Genomic DNA, 18,136 nt, shown 5'->3' on the forward strand with positions numbered 1-18,136 from the left:
TGCTAGTACCCCTTTAGACAACCTTGATAACATAAAATTCCTGCATATGTGCATGTTTTTTCTTGTTCGGGACCCAAAATTTCAAAATCCCTGCAAATCTGCAGGAATTTTCGACGAAACCGGCTCGTTTCTCTAAAGTCGCTGGAAATGCCTGCAGATTTGCATCTTTTTTCGCATTCTCTCGGGAATCGGCTTAAATACCTGCAGATTTGCATCTTTATTGGAGTTGGAAGCTTGGAAGCACACTAGGCGCCCTTTGTAGGTGACATATCACTTCCATTAACCATTAAGCCACCTTTTCCTTTCATTACACATTGTAGCTTGAACACTCCTATGATAACGAACCATCAGTTGTTTTTTTGTTTCGCACGCTTCGCGAGTTCAACTGGCTAAAGCCACAAATAAAAAACAGCGGACAGAGGGTTCCTCTGCCGCCGTTTCTTGGTTCGTATATTGGGTACGAGCCCGTGGTCCTTAGCCGTTCGCCTTCTGGAACTCGCCCATGAAGTCTACCAGCGCCTTCACGCTGTCATAAGGTACTGCGTTATAGATGGAAGCACGAAGTCCGCCTACGCTGCGATGGCCCTTGAGCCCGACGAAACCTTCTTGCTCCGATTGCTTGATAAACTGTTTCTCAAGCTCTTCGGAAGTGAGGCGGAAGGTGACGTTCATCAGCGAGCGGTCCGACGCCTTCGCCGCGCCGCGATAGAAACCGCCGCTGTTGTCGATCGCCTGGTACAGCAGGTTCGCCTTCTCCCGGTTCTTCGCTTCGATCCCTTCCAAGGCCCCTTGCTCCTCGATCCACTTCAGTACTTCGTTCACCATATAAATCCCGAAGGATGGCGGTGTATTGTAAAGAGAGTTGTTCTCCGCATGCGTATCATAGCGGAAATAGCTCGGTAAATGAGCCGGCGAATTTTGCAGCAGTTCTTCTCTGGCGATGACTACCGTGACGCCGGAAGGTCCCAGATTCTTCTGGGCGCCCGCATAGATGAGTCCGAATTGCGTCAAGTCAAACGGGCGGCATAAAATGTCGCTGGACATGTCCGCCACAAGCGGTACGCTGCCGGTATCCGGGAAGCTTTGGAACTGGGTGCCTTCGATCGTTTCGTTCGAGGTCACATGCAGGTAAGCCGTGTTCTCGGGGAGCACCAGGTTGCCCAGATCCGGTATGGACATATACTTGTCCTCCTCGGAAGAAGCGGCCACGAACGTTTCACCGATCAGCTTGGCCTCTTTGATCGCCTTATTCGCCCAGCTGCCCGTTTTGACGTAACCGGCTTTCTTGCCTTCGGTCAGCAGGTTCATCGGGAGCATCGCGAATTGGGTCGTCGCCCCGCCTTGCAGGAACAGCACTTTATACCCTCCCGGGTTCCCCAGCAGGTTCAACAGGCGGCTGGCCGCTTCGTTATGAACCTCCTCGTACACTTTACCGCGGTGGGACATCTCCATAATGGACATTCCCGTCCCCTTAAAATCGACGAATTCCGCCTGGGCGCGTTCCAGTACGGCCAGCGGCAGCGCTGCCGGTCCGGCATTGAAGTTGTAAGCTCTCTTGCTCATTACTCCCCATCCTTTCTCTTCCATCTCTAGTCAGGTTCGAAGTTTGATAAGGACTATCATAGCAACTATTCTTTTTTCCAGCAAGCTGATATTTCGTCAAAATCCACAGTTTACAGAATTGACACATTAACGCTTTATTTGACAAAAGAAAAGTAGGCTCATTTTACAAAAAATTCGTAGCTCCGTGCCCACCGCTTCTCTTCTCCCGGCGCCAACTCGATCTTGATGAATATTTCGGGCGAAACGACGTGCCCTTCCCCCCATACCGCCGCCTTCGAAACGGGGAATTGGCTGAGTTCCCTGACGCCCGCGCCGCTCGGCTCATGAAGAAGCTCCCAGATCCAGGGATACTGTCCGCCATCGAAGCCGGGGAGGCGGAAATAAAACGGCACGGTCGGCCGGTCCGCAAAACGGACTTCCCCCCGATTGAAGCTCAAGCCTGACAGCGTCTTTTCCTCGTCCGCCGTTGGGGATAATTCAAACGGGAAACGCAGCACGTAATCCGTTCCGATGAAATGATCGTCGATGCCAAGGAAGTTGTGGCAGTACTCCTCGGTCGACAATTCCTTTATCCCCGTATTCCGCAGATGATATTCCACCTCAAGCCGGTTTCCGGCAACGGAAATCCGTTTGGATAAGCTGGCGGCAAAGCCGTTGCAATCCTCGGGGAAGCTGTGGAAGGTCAGACTGGCTTCATTTTCACGGACAACGCTTACCTTAAAGGGGTGTATCGGATACTCCCGGAAGAACTCGTACTTTCGATCATCAAGCCGGGTCAGCAATCCGACCCCCAGTTTGGGGAAATGCCCGCCCGGACCGATATCGTCATAGCCCAGGGCGGTTTCGATTCCGAACTCGTTGCATAATCCGGCGCCTCCGGTTCCCTGTCCGGGAATCAGACTTTCCGGAACGCAGAAGGTATGATTTCCGTCGAGCAGGATAATCCCCGTTATAAAACCGGTCCAATCAAAACGTGAACCGCGATACATCCCCGGTTCGGCAATTTCGACGCTTAAATGTTCATTCTTTAGTTGATATGCCATAGAGGTCATGCATCCCTTCATATAAATAGAAAACCCTGGCTTAAGAGATTAAGCGGCAGGGTTTTCTTTCTTCAAGTACGATTCGGATTCCGACAGCCGCGGATTAGCCCAACAGAACTTCGAGCTGATGAACCCCGTCCTTCGGCAGAGCTTCCAGTACCGAGCGGCTGATCAGGCACCCGTTCCCGCTCAGATCGCACGCCGCCGGTTGTCCGTTCAACGTCACGCCCTTGATGCGGTAGCCGCCGAAGTCGGCGCCTTCCGGGTTGCTGTAAACAATACGGAACATCCGGTCCGCAAACAGCGTCTCCACCGATGCTTTGCCGTCCTGGTCGAACTGCGGCTTCACCAGCTTCGGCTCGAGCATCAGATCGCCGTACACCCCTTTTACGCCGAATACTTCCGTCAATTGGGTCAGCAGCAGCCAGCTCGCCGAACCCGTCAAGTATGGGTACATGCCGCGGCCTTTCTCGTTAATGTATTCCGGAATTCCCGGGTACATCCGGCTCTTCCCGAAATCGACGGACAAGCGGTAAATGGAGTCCAAAACTTCGAAGCCTTCTTTCACAAAGCCTCGTTTATACAACGCGTTGGCGTACATCACGGTCATATGGCTGAACATCGCGCCGTTTTCTTTGTGACCGAACGCAAACCCGAACGCGCGGCCCAAATCCTGTTGAATTCCGCCAAAGCGGGAATTCAGCCGGTAGCCGATCCGCTCGTCTTTCAAGTATCGATCGACGGCTGCGGTTATTTTGCCGACCTGCTCCTCGGTCGCGACGCCGCCCATAATGCTGAAGACTTGGCCGGTAAGCGTCATGCGGACCCCTTGCGGATGATCGCCTTCCACCCGTTCGGCGTGATCGTTGTAATATCCGTTGAACCATTCGTAGCCTTCCTGGCTCTTAATCCATTCGTTTTTGCGCAGGTGCCCGATCATCCACTCGGCTTTGCGCTTTAAGTCCTCGGCCGCTTGCTCAAGATCCAGCTTCACCTTCACGCCGGAAACGGTCGGTACGATCGCATCGTAATAACGGCCCAGCAGGGCGCGTTTATCCGCAATGCTGTCGTAGGAGACCGGCGCCGTGAGGGTATCGAACAGGACCGCCATTTCCTCGGCGACTTCCAGCGACGCCAGACCTTTCTTCTCCCGCAGGGCAAGCAGCAGATTGGAGAGCTCCAGCAGGTTGCTCGCATAAAAAGCGGTAAACGCAACGCTTTCGCCGCGGTTCGGCGCGAGATCCAGGCCGTCGTTCCAATCCGCTCCTTCAAGCAGGATGTTGCCGTTCTCGCCGACATGGAAGAAAGTCGTCATATTTTGCAGCAAAATATGCTCCAGGATGGAGCCCTCGTAGACCTTTCCTTCCTTGGTCAACAGCTTGTTGCCTTGCTCCGGAGTCCAGTTCAGGTCCCGGTCCTTGCACCGCTTCACGAATACGTCCCGGAAATAGGTCTGCGGCTGCAGGAGCAGCTCCAGGTCGCCGCTTTGATGGATATACAGCAGCGTCGTCAGAAGCGGCCATGCGCCATGGTCCATCCAGACGCGCGGGATGTTGTTGCGGTCGGCGACGAATTCACCGGGTTTCGTTCCGATGATGGTCGCGTTGCTTCCGTCGATCCGTACGCCCGCATAGTTGTTAAGCAGCAGATGTCTTACTTCCGCCGGCTCCATGACCATCAGCGCCAGGCAATCCTGCCACAAATCCCGCCAGCCGCGTCCGCCCCGGCCATAATCGTGGTATGGCAGGAAGGAGTTGCCGTAGAGACGGCGCAAAATCGGCTGCAGCGTGACCCATTTCATCCACAAGTCCTGCTCGGTATCGCCGGAATGGAAGGACACGGTGTCGAGCTTCTCTTGCCAGTAACGCTGATTGTCCGCGAGGAGACTGTCAAACCGGGCCGCGGACAAATAACGCTCCGCGATTTGCTGCGGGCGGGTCCGATCGTCCGTAATCAGCATGGCTACGATATAAGACGCGGATTGTCCCGCTTCCAGTTGAATCGGGGCAAAACGAAGAGCGCCGATCGCTTCGTAGCCTTCCAGGGACGCGCCGGATTGCACGGTCGGTTCCAGATTGGCCACCACCGCTTCCGGCCAATCCAAGGCTCCGCCTTCTCCGGCGAACACTTCGGTTTCCGGAAAGAACCCGACGGGAGCTTCCCCCGCCGCACCGGATCCGAACACGCTGTAAGTTACCTTATTCACCCGGTGTCCGCGCTCATCGAAGGACAGCGCAGGCTGAACCTCGATCCCGTGATCCGAGGTGAACACCCGGTGAAGCAGGGATGTCACATGACGATGGTCGCGAAGATCGTCGGCCGAACGCCCGTAGATCGGTACCGCCGCTGTCGGCGTCAGTCGAAGCACGCTCTTGCCCGTATTCGTCAGCGTCACTTTCATAAGCTCGATTTTATCTTCCGTAACCGGGACAAAATTGACCGTTTCCGCACGCAGCCCCGTTTCCGCATTCTCGCGGATCACTTTATGCCAGAGGAACCCGGCTTCCACCGCGCTGTTTTCTTTGCCGTTCGAGAACAGCTCGGCATTTTGTTTCGCCGAATTGCCGCTGGCCGACCAAGCCCCGGCACCTTCGATATGAACCCAGAAATTCCGTGATGCCTTGGAATTGTGGAGATCCATCACCGAAACCGGTTCCATCAGAAATGTATTATGGCTTGACGTCATTTCTCCATGCAGGTTTGGCGTGATCGCGGACATCATGCCCGCTTCGTTTACCAGAGGAAAATATAAAAAACTGCTCTTTTCCGGCTGCTCCAACCGGAACTCGCCGTTCTTGCCAAGAAACTTCCAACTTTCGTATGTCATCTTCCCTTTCTCCCTCTCTCTTTATTTTTCTCTAGTCAAAATCCTGTAAATTGGCATAAATGAATCCCGCTCCCCGAAGGTACACGGGATTCCTTATGAGTTGTTTAGGACTTCACGGCACCCGCAAGAGCACCGTCAACGAGGTATTTTTGAATGAACGTATAAAGAAGGATCAGCGGAGCGGCTACGATCGAAATGCCGCAGGCCAGAAGCGGCCAGTTGTTGCCGTATTGCCCCTTAAACTCCTTCAGGCCGAAGGTGATCGGATAGTTCGCCTTACTCGGAAGGTACATAATCGGTCCGACGAAGTCGTTCCAAATCCCGATCGCCGTCAAGATAACGCCCGTCGCGATGACCGGCTTCATGAGCGGCATGATCATTTGGAACAAATAGCGAAAATAACCCGATCCATCGATCCCCGCGGCTTCGTCCAGCTCCCGGCTGATCGCCTTGATATATCCGACGAACATCATAAATACGACGCCGGTTCCCGAGGTTTTCAGGATAATATAGCCAAGCTTCGTATCATAACCGAAGAAACTCAGGCTCTCCCGCAGCGAAAGCATCAGCTTGTACTGGGCGACCATCGGATTCGGCAGGAACTGCGAGAGCAGGAAGAACAGATAGATAAACCCGCTCCATTTCACATAACCGCGCGCAACCGGGAAGGCGCCCATGACGGAGACGATGATCGTCAGAACGGTCGCGATCCCTGTGTAGAGCACACTGTTCAGGAAGTAATTGGCGAAGTTGCCTTCCGTCCAAGCGGTGACGTAGTTTTCCCATTGAGCTTCTTTTACGATCCCGATCGGATTCATCAAGTACTCGGGATACGATTTGATGGATACGTTCAGCACCAAAATCAAAGGAACCACATAGAGCACCAAAAGAACGGCGATGACGGTATATGAGAGAATCGTAAACGATTTGGAATTTTTCATAATTAATATTCCACCTCTCTCTTACGCGTCTGTTTGACAGCCACGATGACGAACACCAGGATAATCAGGAACTGCACGACGGACAAGGCCGAAGGCAAGCCCATCTCCAGGCTTCCGCGGAACGTTTCTTTATACACGTCATAGGCCATCGTTCTGGTGTTGAATTTACCGTCGGTCGTAGCCAGGATAATATCGAAGGTCGACATCGCGCCGATAATCGAAAGCAGCATATTCACGGTGAAGGACGGAGCGATCAACGGGAACGTGATATGGCGGAAAGCCTGCCATTTGTTGGTTCCGTCGATGTGTCCCGCTTCATACAAGTCTTTCGGCACGGATTGCAGCCCCGCCAGGAAGATCAGCATGGAATAGCCCATGTACATCCAGATTTGTACGAAGATGATGTAACCGAACGCATGCGTAAAGCTGGCAAAAAACATATCCTTATAGCCGAACAGCTTGTCGTACAGCATGTTGACCGGTCCGCTCATCGGATCGAACATCATGCTCCAGATCAGAGCGACAACGGCCACCCCCAGGACGACCGGGAGGAAAAAGACGGCGCGGTAGAAGTAATCCCCGCGTAGCCGTTGGTTAATCAGTACGGCGACAAACAAGGCGACCCCGTTCTGAACGATCGTCACGACAAACATGAAGATTAATGTATTTAAAATGGAGCGCCAGCGTTCTCCAGAGTTTCCGGAGTAGAATAAATCATGATAGTTGTCCAGGCCTACAAAATTCATGGAGCTTCCCGGAACATTTTTCACGTCCGTAAAGGAGTAAATAACGGTCATGACGGAAGGTCCGAAATAGAAAATCAGATACAAAGCCATAGGAATCAGAAGCAATAAATAAGGTAAATATCGCGAAAAGCCTTTGCCAAATGGATACATCTCTCTCACCTCGCAGGTCCAAATCAAATAATTATCGGGGTCTGCCTACGCAGACCCCGAGGGCAGTATGGTCTTTATAATTTTCTCTCTACATTATTTTGGAGCTGCGGCTTCCCATTCTTTTTGTTGTACGTCAGCCAGTTCTTTAGCGGTCTTGAATTGTCCGCCCGGTGCCAGGTATTCCGTGTGGACACCTTCGGCAGCCAAATGTTCGCCCACGTTTTCGCGGTTGATCATCATGATTTCATAAGCCAATTCAAAGTCGCCGAGGTAAGGAGTCAGCTCTTTGTCGATGAACTCGCTGTCCGTAGAGATGTTGTCCTGGGTAGGAATGAACCCTGCGGCTTTGACGAATGTCGTGTAGTTCTCAGGCTCGGAGAAGAACTCCAGCCATTTGAGCGCGCCCTCTTTGTTCGGGCCTTTCTCCGCGGCATACCAGGTCACATCGTACTTCCCTACGAACGAAGCGTTTTTCGCGGCGTCTTCAGTAGCCGGAAGCGGGAAGTATCCGAATTTCAGATCCGGATTCGCTGTCGCAATCGTCGGAGCGTCCCACGATCCGTCAGCCAGCATCGCCGTTTTACCGGCCGCGAAGATGGATGGAACGGAAGCGTAGTCGATACCCATGAATCCGTCGATCATGTAGTTGTCTTGAATCGTTTTTGCTTTTTCCAGCACTTCGATCGCTTCAGCGTCGTTAAACGCGGTTTCGCCTTTCCAAACGCCTTCGATCCATTTTTGCTGGTTGCCGCCGCCCAGAATTTTCGACTGAAGCGCGAATACCGGCAGCTTCAACGGCCATACGTCTTTACCTGCAACCGCGATCGGCGTGATGCCTTTCGCTTTCAAAGCATCGTTAAGTTTGATGAATTCGGACCAGGTTTTAGGCACGCTCAGTCCGTTTTCTTCAAAAATTTGCTTGTTGTAGAACAAACCGGACATCGCCACTTTACCGGTAGGAATCGCGTACACTTTGCCGTTGTATGTACCGGCTTTTTCAATGTCGTTGGCGTTCCAGTTTTTCACGAACGGCTGGTCGGACAGATCCGCGATCAGGCCCGCGTCGATCCATTGCTGCCAGTCCGGCGTTTTCGCTCCTGGAGTCCATTCTTGAGGCGAAAGTCTCATCCCCGAAAGGTCGGCCAAAATATCTACGTCGTTAGCCGTAATCCGCGCTCTTTGCGCTTGTTTATATTCGTCGTCCGGCCCGGTGGTCGTGTATTCCACTTTATACTCCGGATACTTTTCTTCGAATTTCTTGTTGATTTCTTCCATTGCCTTGTTGATGTTCTCTTGTTTCCAATGGAGAATCTTGATCACTTTCTTCTCCCCGGTTGCGGCATTGCCACCGCTTTCACCCGCCGGCGCCGCGTTGCCGCCTTTGTTGCCGCCGCCGCAAGCCGCGAGGCTAAGCGTAAGAGCACCCGCAAGTACCAAGGCTGAAATTCTCTTGACCATGTTGTTACCCCCTAATAATGGTAAATAGTTCGACGGGCCACGTTTTCGAAAAGATCTTTCGCTAAATTTTCGTAAATTTCGCTCTATCGAAGCGAATTCTTCGTCACCTTTCCGAAAGCGGTTTCGTCAAAACACATTATTACATCAAAAACGAAGTTTGTAAAGAGGATTTTTTCGCCGCTTTAAACAATAGGATTCCGCTTGCGACATGAGGAGACGGATGCTCTAATTCCGCAATAATCCTACATAAAGTGCTGTTTTTTCACCCCCTTCTGTCCGACATTTTTCATTGACTTGATGAAGGTGAAGAATGTAAACTTATTTTACGAAAGTCGTTTCGCTGTTTGAAAACCAGGAAAACGACGATGTTGAGAAATCGTTTTAAACGAAGGGGGCTTTCTTTTTGACGATCAATATTAAAACGATTGCGGAAATGGCGGGCGTCTCCGTATCCACCGTATCCAAAATCATTAATAATTATAGCGATATTTCCGAAGAAACTAAGACGAAAGTCCTCGAAATTATGAAACAAACCGGCTATGTTCCCTCAAATTCCGCGAAAACATTAGCCACCAAGAAATCAAATTTGATCGGGGTCATTTTCGCAGGAAAATTGAACATCGACTTTACGCATCCTTTCTTCGTCGAGGTGTTGAACGCTTTTAAGAAGCAGATGGGTTTCCTGGGCTACGATTTGCTGTTCTTCTCGAATGAGAAGTCCCATGCCATCGATGGCGATTATTTGGCCAGATGCCGCCATTTTCACGTAGACGGCTGCATCATCGTAACCGGCCAGCAGGTCGAGCCGTCCATCAGCGAACTGGATCACAGCGAAATCCCCTGCATCGGCGTCGATATCGAATTAAAGGGCAAAAGTTCCGGTTATATTATGTCCGACAATTATAAAATGTCTTACAAAGTCGTCGAGCATTTTTATCTGCAGGGGTACCGCGAGCTTGGCTATATCGGAAGCACTTCCGAATCGGATATCTCGAATATGCGTGAGAAGGGCTACAAGGACGCGATCGAAAGCTTCGGGCTTCCGATTACGGAGAACTGGTTCGTGAACGGGGAGAACTTTTTCGAGGAGAGCGGCTATGAAGCCGTAAGCCGAATGATCGACTCGGGTGCGAACCTGCCGCGCGCTATATTTGCGGCTTCGGATCTGCTGGCTATCGGTGCGATGAAAGCCTTGAGGGAACGCGGGTTTCAAATTCCCCAAGATATCGCCATCATCGGCTGCGATGATATCGAAGCCTGCAAGTACACAACCCCGGCTCTCTCAACAATCCGTCAGAACAAGGACAAAATCGGCCGTCTGGCCGCGTCCCTGCTGTTCGACCTCATCAACTCCCAGTCGGAAACCAGCAACGTCGTGGTCGAACCCGAACTGGTCATTCGCGAATCTTGCGGGAGCAAGATCACTGTTTAAGCACTATAATAGGACACCCCTGCATCTAAGCGGGAGTGTCCTTCTTTATGCCCAAAAAAACGGCTGGAAAGGAACCGAGGTTCCCGTCCAGCCGTTGCTTTGTTATTTTTACAGATCGTAGTAGAGACCGAATTCGTAAGGATGAACCCGGATTGCCACGGATCTTGCCTCAGCGCGTTTCAATTCAATGAAGTTGTCGATGAAAGCTTTCGTGAACACGCCGCCTTCGGTCAGGAACTCGTAGTCGTTCTCCAGGGCGCTGAGCGCCTCGTCGAGAGACCCCGGAACACTGCGGATTTCCGCTTTTTCCTCATTCGAAAGCTCATAAATGTTCTTGTCGAAAGGACCGTAGCCTTCTTTTCTCGGATCGATTTTACGCTTGATTCCGTCGAGGCCGGCCATCAGCATCGCGGAGAAGGCCAGGTACGGATTCGCGGTCGAGTCCGGCGTACGGAATTCGATCCGGCATCCTTTCGGGGTAACCGCCGCAACCGGAATCCGCACAGCCGCCGAACGGTTTCCTTTGGAGTAAACCAGGTTGACCGGAGCTTCATAACCCGGAACCAGACGTTTGAAGGAGTTCGTGCTTGGGTTCGTGAACGCGATCAAAGCCGGTGCATGGTAGAGAATCCCGCCGATATAGTGCAGCGCCGTTTCGCTCAAGTTGGCGTATGCGCCTTTTTCGTAGAACAATGGAGTATCCCCGTCAAAGATCGATTGGTGCACGTGCATCCCGCTGCCGTTGTCGCCGAACAGCGGTTTCGGCATAAAGGTCGCCGTTTTGCCGAACTGGATCGCCGTGTTGTGCACGATGTATTTATAGACCATCAGGTTGTCGGCGGTTTTCAGCAGCGTGTCGAAACGGAAGTTGATTTCCGCCTGGCCGGCCGTAGCCACTTCGTGATGGTGGCGCTCGACGCGGAGGCCCGCCTCTTCCAGAAGCCGGCACATTTCGCTGCGGATGTCCTGCTGCTTGTCAGCCGGAGCTACCGGCACGTACCCGCCTTTTACCGGAATCTTGTATCCCAGGTTGCCGCCTTCCTCGCTGCGGCCCGTATTCCAGTTCGCTTCTTCCGAGTCTACGGAATAGTAGGTTTTGTTCATTCCGCTCTCATAGCGGACGTCGTCGAAAATGAAGAACTCGGACTCGGGAGCGAAGAAAGCCGCCGTCCCTACACCGCTCTCTTTCAAATATTCTTCCGCACGGACTGCGATGCTGCGCGGATCTCGTTCATATCTTTCACCGTCGGGGGTATAGATGTCGCAAAACACGTTCAATGTCGGATGCGCCGTGAACGGATCCACAAAAACCGCGCCATGGTCCGGCATCATAACCATATCGGACTCTTCGATTCCACGGAATCCCGGAATGGAAGATCCGTCGAAAGCGACGCCGTTAATAAATGTATTCTCGTCTACTTCTTTTGCCGGCAGGGTAATATGATGCGAACGGCCGGACAAGTCAACAAAACGAAAATCGACCCACTCAATTTGCTTTTCCTGAATTGTTTTCATAACCAACTCTGCTGACATAATGACTTCCTCCCCAAATCACGAACATTAAAACACTTAATATTGTTTAATGTTCATCCTTTATGTTTATACTGTCGTCATTATAGAACTGACACGTCTTGTCGTCAATAGCTATGTAAGGTATTTTTATATCTCATGTCAGCTATTATTACACTAAGTACAAATTATACGACAAAAAGTATAAAAGCCCTCCCGTTATCCATACGGGAGAGCTTGATTTTGGGGTGGATAAGCCCTTGCTTTCTTACCGTTGGAGGGCTGCTTTCGGCGTATCAAAACGTTTGCCGACCAGCGGAGCCAGCTTCTCCAAATCCTGCAGCAAGGCTGCAAACTGATCCGGGAACAACGACTGCACCCCGTCTCCCGTCATCGAATTATCGGGATCCGTATGCATTTCGATGATGAGTCCATCCGCCCCCGCAGCCACGGATGCCTTGGTCATGGGCTCCACCAGCTCACGACGCCCGGTGCCGTGGCTCGGATCGGAGATCACCGGCAAATGGCTGAGGCCCTGCAACACGGGGATCGCCGACAGATCGAGCGTGTTCCGCGTGTAGGTTTCAAAGGTGCGGATTCCGCGCTCACACAGCATAACGTTCGGGTTGCCGCCCGCCAAAATGTACTCGGCGGCATTCAAAAATTCATCGTACGTCGCGCTGAAGCCGCGTTTCAGCAGCACCGGCTTGCCGCAAGCGCCGAGCTTGCGCAGCAAATCGAAGTTTTGCATATTCCGGGTACCGACCTGCAAAATATCGGCGTATTCGGCACACACGTCGACGTATTCCGGCGTCATCACCTCCGTGATCGTCAGAAGGCCGTGTTTTTTGCCTGCTTCGGCCATCATGACAAGGCCTTCTACACCGATGCCCTGGAAGCTGTAAGGGCCCGTACGCGGTTTAAACGCTCCTCCGCGCAGCACCTGGCCGCCTGCCGCTTTAACTAGGCCCGCGATTTCATCGATCTGCTCGGGAGACTCCACGGCGCAGGGGCCGCCCATAATAACGAGATCACCGCCGCCGATCTGCACGTCACCGATCCGGATAACCGTATTTTCCGGATGAAAGTCCCGGCTGGCCAATTTGTACGACTTCGATATTTTAACGACATTTTCCACATCTTTCATCTGACGAAGGTGTTCGGCCAATTTCGGTTCAATCGATCCGATGAGTCCGATTACCGTACGGTCCTTGCCGCGGGAGACGTGCGTTTGCAGTCCTTCCTTCTCAATCACGGCGATAATTTCCTGCACCCGCTCCTCGGGTGTTTGATTGGACGTAATTACGATCATGAATGAATCATCCTTTCTTATTCATCAAGCGCGATCACTATCGCGCTTAAACGCTTGTTCGCTTTTAAGCTTTTATCCATTAAAGCAACTATACCCGATTGCTTCCTGTGCGTCAACCTTTTTCTTTTACCCAGCAGCTTCTGTGGCGCCCTTACCGCAATCATGGCAAAATAAAAGATGAGGCGGGGCAGCTGTATTCCATGAAACGAGGAGGCAATATGGCACTATTACTCCAGGTCTGTTATTACTTTTACCTTCTCCAAATCCTGATGGCGGCCATCATGGCGGTTTTTCCAAGAAATGAGGTAATGCGAAGCAAGACCGGAATCGCTTCCTATACGCCTAACCCCCGGACTTTCGGAGATTATTTTTTTAACGGATTGGTCTTGTTGATTGCGGGCGGGGCTTTGTACATGGAACGCGTCAATGAATGGATTGTAAGGAAGCCGTGGTGGTTACGGATCATCATCCGCTGCGGCGTTCTATTGCTGGGCATAATGGCGGCGTTTGTGATGGCCCTTATTTATGCTTTGTTCCAGGAATGAGCGAAGCGGGCCGCAGCCTAACATAAAGGGAATTATTCCCGGTATTTTGGTGCTTGTTCGACCGCAGAGGGGCTTTAGCCGCATTGGCGTTGCATTAAACCTGATCCGGTGCTGCCTGCCCGCAATCTCTTTTGCAGCCTGTCATAATAGCGGCGTTTTGGGCCGTTATTTCGCGCTGATTCGCTTTCGCGGGTAATATAGCGGCCAAAATCGGCCTTATTTCTGTGGCACGAGCTCAAAAATCCGTTTTTGCTCGACTTTCTCTAAAATAAGGCCTCAAATGACCTCTATTTCACACCGAAAGGACAATTTCGACAAAATAGCGCCGCAAATGGCCCTTATTGACCCGTCCAGCTCAATGGGAGGCTGTTACAGCCGTTGGTCCCCTCGGATAAATGCAAGGAGCGCTACATTAACAGGGGGGGTTTTACCTTTAATTAATCGGATTGGTTATCTAACGCTATAAAAAAAACAGAAGGCCCGAAGTGAATTCGGTCCTCCTGTTCAATCGCTATCTAAAACCTTATCTCCCTACAAACTCCTGCGCCCAGTACCCGTTATAGTATCCGACGCCGATCAGCGTAAAATTGGGGCTCAAAATGTTGGCGCGATGCCCTTCGCTGTTCATCCAGGCATTCACAACCTCGGCCGGCGTTTTCTGGCCCATGGCGATATTCTCGCCCGCATAACGGTAACTGATGCCGAACTGCTTCATCATATCAAACGGCGAACCGTAGGTTGGCGACGTATGGCTAAAATAGTTGCCTTGGCTCATATCCTGGGCCTTGGCCAATGCCATCTTGTTCAAGGCGGCATCCCCGGACAGCGGTTTGAGGCCTTGTTTGGCCCGTTCCTGGTTGACCAGGGTGATCACCTGGGTGGCGAACTGGGATTTGTCCACAGCCGTACCGTTTTGAGTCTGCGCCGGCTGCGTCGGCTTCACCGATGGAGTCTGCTCAATCGGCTTCGCTGGCTGAACTGGCTGAACTGGCTGAACAGGCTTCGCTGGCTGAGCAGGTTGTACCGGATTGGCCGGCTGAGCGGTTTGAGGTTCGGATGAAGGCTGCTTATAAAATTCGTTCCAAGGTATCGTATAGAAGTAAGTCTTCCAGGTCGTTGTATTTTGTGCATTAACGGTATAATTGCCGTAAGATTGAGCCGAAGCTCCGTTAGGCAGAATCAGCGCCGCGGCGAGGACGGCCGTTAATCCTCCGGCCATCCACAGTTTGTTCTTCCGGTTTGATTTCATGATGTCATCTCCTCTGAAGTCATTTGGTTACACTTCTGTAACCTTTCTAAGAGGAGTATAACAGAATTCTTTCCCGGAAGGACCCCGCAAAAGTTGGAAAACCTATTCCACCTGTGTGAGCAAAGGGATTAAGATTTCGTCTTTACGCCTTCCTTTACCGGAGGCAGCAGCTTCTTCATATTGACCGTACGGACGATTTCCCAAGTCGCCGGATTCTCGGGATCATATTGCTCAAGATAAGCGATGACCTCCTTCGTAATCGGCGTCGGCGTGGAAGCGCCGGACGTCACCGCCACCTTTTGGATCCCTTGCAGCCATTCGGTCTTCAACTCGGTAATATCCGCGATCCGGTAAGCCTTCACCCCGGCGATTTCCTCGGAAACTTGAGCCAAACGGTTGGAGTTGTTGCTTCGCGGATCCCCGACGACAATAACCAGATCTGCCTGCCCCGCCTGCTCCGCCACGGCTTCCTGACGTACCTGGGTGGCGAGGCAAATTTCATTATGCACCTCGGCTCCGGGAAATTTCTCCAGCAGCTTTTTCATAATATGCTTGATATCCCATTGGCTCATCGTGGTCTGATTCGTAATGACAATGCGGTCGGCGGACACTTGAAGGTCCGCGATTTCCTCTTCTTTCTCGATCAGATGAACCTTCCCCGGCGCAACGCCTACGGCGCCTTCCGGCTCGGGATGCCCCTTCTTCCCGATATAGATGACCTCGTATCCGTCCGCCACCTTTTCTTCGATCAGCACATGCGTCTTGGTGACGTCCGGGCAGGTCGCGTCCACCGTCGTCAGCCCTTTGTCCCGGGCCAGCTTTCGCACTTCCGGCGACACGCCGTGAGCCGTGAAAATAACGGTCCCTTTCTCCACCTGCCGCAAAATGTCCATCCGGTTCGGGCCATCCAGGGTGATAATCCCTTCGTCCTCAAACGAGTGGGTCACATGACTGTTGTGCACAATCATGCCAAGTATATAAATCGGACGCGGCAGATCGAGGTTCTTGGCCGCCTGCCGGGCCAGCACCATCGCATCGACAACTCCGTAACAATAACCGCGCGGCGATATTTTAATGACTTCCATGATTTGCTCTCCCTGCTTTCTGTTCCCGGTTTTCCTTGCTCTAAAGGGAATCCCTATTATTATAGCCTATTCGGGAAGCGCATTAAAGACAGCGGGGAGCCAGATCACAAATGTGGTGCCTTCGCCGCGCTTGGTCATCACCTCAACCGATCCTTGATGCTCGTCGATGATCCATTTTGCGATCGACAGGCCTAGTCCGGTACCCGGCGTTACCCCGCGGGAGGGGTCGGCCCGGTAAAAACGTTCGAAGATCAACGGAACCTCGCCGCGATCCATGCCGATGCCGGTATCGGCAATCCGGATGCCTACCTGGTCGCCCGCCCGAACCGCATCGATCTTCACGCTGCCTTCTGGAGTGTATTTAAAGGCGTTCTCGATAAAAATAAACAGCATTTGCTGCAGATAGTCCTTGCTCCCCCGGACGCAGGCGCCTTCAATCGCGTCCAGATCGCCCTGGAGCCAGGCGGCGTTGCGCGGCAGAAATTGGGCTCGGCGAATCACTTCCTCCACCAGCGGACGCAGCGGCAGCGGTTCCAACTCGAGGGTCTGGCCTGCATCGGCACGGGCCAAGGACAACATGTCGTTGACCAGCCTGCTCATCCGCTGGGACTCATCCGCGATGTCGCAGACCGCCTCCAACGATAATTTTTGCAGCGACTCCTCGTCCAATCCCTGCCGCCCCGTATCCTCGGAGGATGACCACACCTTCTTCAACAGGTCCACATTGCCGCGAATCGTGGTAAGTGGAGTCCGCAGCTCATGGGACGCATCGGAAACAAACCTGCGCTGCGCCGAGTAGGCTTCGCTCAACTCATTATAAAAGCCTTCGGTCCGGGCGAGCATGCTGTTTACCGTCCCGATTAAACGCCCGATTTCATCGTTTGGCCCGTCGTAATCGATCCGGACGCTGAGATCGTTGCCCGTCTGGATCCCGTTGGCGGCCTCGATCACTTTGCTGATCGGAGCTATCGATTTACGGGCCAGAAACAGGCCGAAGGTGCTGGCAACCACAAGCGTGATAAAGGAACCGAATAACAGCACCGTCTTCATTTGAGCCAGCATCCGATTTTCCGCGGTCGTATCGGCGCCAAGCTGAAGCAATCCGATGATCGTATTCTCATAATAGACCGGACGCTCATAAAGAATATAAGATTTGCCGTTTAAAATAATGCTTTGAAAGACATTATTTTTGCCGATGTCCTCCAAGTCGGGGACGGGAAAGGAAATCTCCCGCTCCTGCAGGCCGGGCGAACGGCGCATCACGCCCATGACATAGTTGTTCAATTGCCAGAATATCCGGGCATCCTCCAGCCTGATCACCTGGCTCCGGTTCAACTGGAGATCCCATCCTTGAGAGAGGGTCACGTTCTGGGAACTGAGGATTTGATCCGCCTGGTCGTCGACCTTTTTCCGGACCTCGCTAAAAATGTTGTACTCCACAATATAGTAAATCAAGGTGCTGAACAGGATTAATGTGATGGCCAAAATACCGGTATACCAAGCTGTCAGCCGCCACCGTATCGACATTTCTAGGACTCTCCTCTCAGAATGTAGCCGGCGCCGCGAATGGTCTGAATGATTCTTTTTCCGCCGTGCTCCTCCGTTTTTTGTCTGAGCATGGCTATATATACCTCCAGCACATTGGATTCACCGCTGTAGTCATATCCCCAAATTTTATCCATGATGAGGTCCCGGGTCAGCAGGCGCTTCGGATTCTGCATAAACAGATGCAGTAAATCAAACTCCTTCGCCGTCAGTTCCAATCGTTGCCCGGATCGGAGCACTTCCCGGGAATCCATGTCCATCACGATATCCTCGAATACAAGCCGATGTTCCGGAGTATCGCCCGCCGGTTCTCTGCGTCTGAGCAGCGCACGCACCCGCGCGAGCAGTTCTTCCAAAGCAAAGGGTTTGACCAGGTAATCGTCCGCCCCCGTATCCAGGCCTTTGACGCGGTTTTCGACCTCGTCCTTGGCGGTAAGCATCAGAACGGGGACACCGCTACCCCCTTCGCGCAGCCGCCGGCAAACCTCGAACCCGTCGATTTGCGGCATCATGACATCCAGGATAATCAAATCGGGGTCGGCCGACATCACCATCGACAACCCTTCCGCTCCGTTCCTCGCCGTATGGACGTCATAGCCTTCAAAAGCGAGGCCCCGCCGCAGCATGGAGGTAATTTTTTCATCGTCATCTATGACCAGAATCGAGGATCTCAACCGTCATCTCTCCTTCGACAAAACTGTTTTACCTATTATTTTAGCAAAAAGATCCGG

Annotated in this window: 14 protein-coding genes; 2 read left to right on the plus strand and 12 right to left on the minus strand. The window is 52.4% G+C overall.

What is annotated here, in order from left to right:
* Positions 1-474 precede the first annotated feature (474 nt).
* The 6 genes from serC to LBW89_RS22130 form a co-directional block, all read right to left on the minus strand.
* Entirely contained in the window at positions 475-1,563 is a 1,089-nt protein-coding gene (gene serC / locus LBW89_RS22105; protein WP_148450598.1) for a 3-phosphoserine/phosphohydroxythreonine transaminase, read from the minus strand.
* Positions 1,564-1,721: 158 nt separating this feature from the next.
* On the minus strand, positions 1,722-2,606 hold the full coding sequence (locus LBW89_RS22110; RefSeq protein ID WP_148450599.1) for a hypothetical protein: 885 nt from the start codon (positions 2,604-2,606) through the stop codon (positions 1,722-1,724).
* A gap of 103 nt (positions 2,607-2,709) precedes the next feature.
* Entirely contained in the window at positions 2,710-5,433 is a 2,724-nt protein-coding gene (locus LBW89_RS22115) for a GH36-type glycosyl hydrolase domain-containing protein (protein ID WP_225040420.1), read from the minus strand.
* Positions 5,434-5,537: 104 nt separating this feature from the next.
* Entirely contained in the window at positions 5,538-6,374 is an 837-nt protein-coding gene (locus LBW89_RS22120) for a carbohydrate ABC transporter permease (protein WP_225040422.1), read from the minus strand.
* 2 nt (positions 6,375-6,376) lie between these two features.
* Positions 6,377-7,270, minus strand: a complete 894-nt coding sequence (locus LBW89_RS22125; protein WP_148450602.1) for a carbohydrate ABC transporter permease — start codon at positions 7,268-7,270, stop codon at positions 6,377-6,379.
* Positions 7,271-7,363: 93 nt separating this feature from the next.
* Positions 7,364-8,728 (minus strand): ABC transporter substrate-binding protein, encoded by a 1,365-nt coding sequence (locus tag LBW89_RS22130; RefSeq protein WP_225040424.1) that lies wholly within the window; start codon positions 8,726-8,728, stop codon positions 7,364-7,366.
* A 409-nt stretch (positions 8,729-9,137) separates the two neighbouring features.
* Here LBW89_RS22130 and LBW89_RS22135 point away from each other — a divergent pair, with 409 nt between their 5' ends.
* Positions 9,138-10,160, plus strand: coding sequence for a LacI family DNA-binding transcriptional regulator (locus LBW89_RS22135; protein WP_148451189.1), 1,023 nt, complete (start codon positions 9,138-9,140; stop codon positions 10,158-10,160).
* A gap of 108 nt (positions 10,161-10,268) precedes the next feature.
* Here the strand turns inward: LBW89_RS22135 and glnA are convergent, their stop codons facing one another.
* Positions 10,269-11,693 carry a type I glutamate--ammonia ligase gene (gene glnA / locus LBW89_RS22140; protein ID WP_148450604.1) on the minus strand — a complete coding sequence of 475 codons (1,425 nt, stop codon included), beginning with the start codon at positions 11,691-11,693 and terminating at the stop codon, positions 10,269-10,271.
* A 244-nt stretch (positions 11,694-11,937) separates the two neighbouring features.
* Positions 11,938-12,981, minus strand: coding sequence for a 3-deoxy-7-phosphoheptulonate synthase (aroF, locus tag LBW89_RS22145; RefSeq protein ID WP_148450605.1), 1,044 nt, complete (start codon positions 12,979-12,981; stop codon positions 11,938-11,940).
* A gap of 218 nt (positions 12,982-13,199) precedes the next feature.
* Here aroF and LBW89_RS22150 point away from each other — a divergent pair, with 218 nt between their 5' ends.
* Positions 13,200-13,526: a hypothetical protein gene (locus LBW89_RS22150; RefSeq protein ID WP_225040426.1), complete on the plus strand. Its 327-nt coding sequence runs from the start codon at positions 13,200-13,202 to the stop codon at positions 13,524-13,526.
* A gap of 523 nt (positions 13,527-14,049) precedes the next feature.
* Here LBW89_RS22150 and LBW89_RS22155 read toward each other — a convergent pair.
* The 4 genes from LBW89_RS22155 to LBW89_RS22170 form a co-directional block, all read right to left on the minus strand.
* Entirely contained in the window at positions 14,050-14,775 is a 726-nt protein-coding gene (locus tag LBW89_RS22155; protein ID WP_225040428.1) for a CAP domain-containing protein, read from the minus strand.
* 128 nt (positions 14,776-14,903) lie between these two features.
* Positions 14,904-15,860 carry a 4-hydroxy-3-methylbut-2-enyl diphosphate reductase gene (locus LBW89_RS22160; protein ID WP_148450608.1) on the minus strand — a complete coding sequence of 319 codons (957 nt, stop codon included), beginning with the start codon at positions 15,858-15,860 and terminating at the stop codon, positions 14,904-14,906.
* A gap of 66 nt (positions 15,861-15,926) precedes the next feature.
* Positions 15,927-17,387 (minus strand): sensor histidine kinase, encoded by a 1,461-nt coding sequence (locus LBW89_RS22165; RefSeq protein WP_148450609.1) that lies wholly within the window; start codon positions 17,385-17,387, stop codon positions 15,927-15,929.
* Positions 17,388-17,389: 2 nt separating this feature from the next.
* On the minus strand, positions 17,390-18,079 hold the full coding sequence (locus LBW89_RS22170) for a response regulator transcription factor (RefSeq protein WP_148450610.1): 690 nt from the start codon (positions 18,077-18,079) through the stop codon (positions 17,390-17,392).
* Positions 18,080-18,136: the final 57 nt, after the last annotated feature.

This window comes from Paenibacillus sp. alder61, assembly GCF_020179875.1.
Classification (GTDB): domain Bacteria; phylum Bacillota; class Bacilli; order Paenibacillales; family Paenibacillaceae; genus Fontibacillus; species Fontibacillus faecis.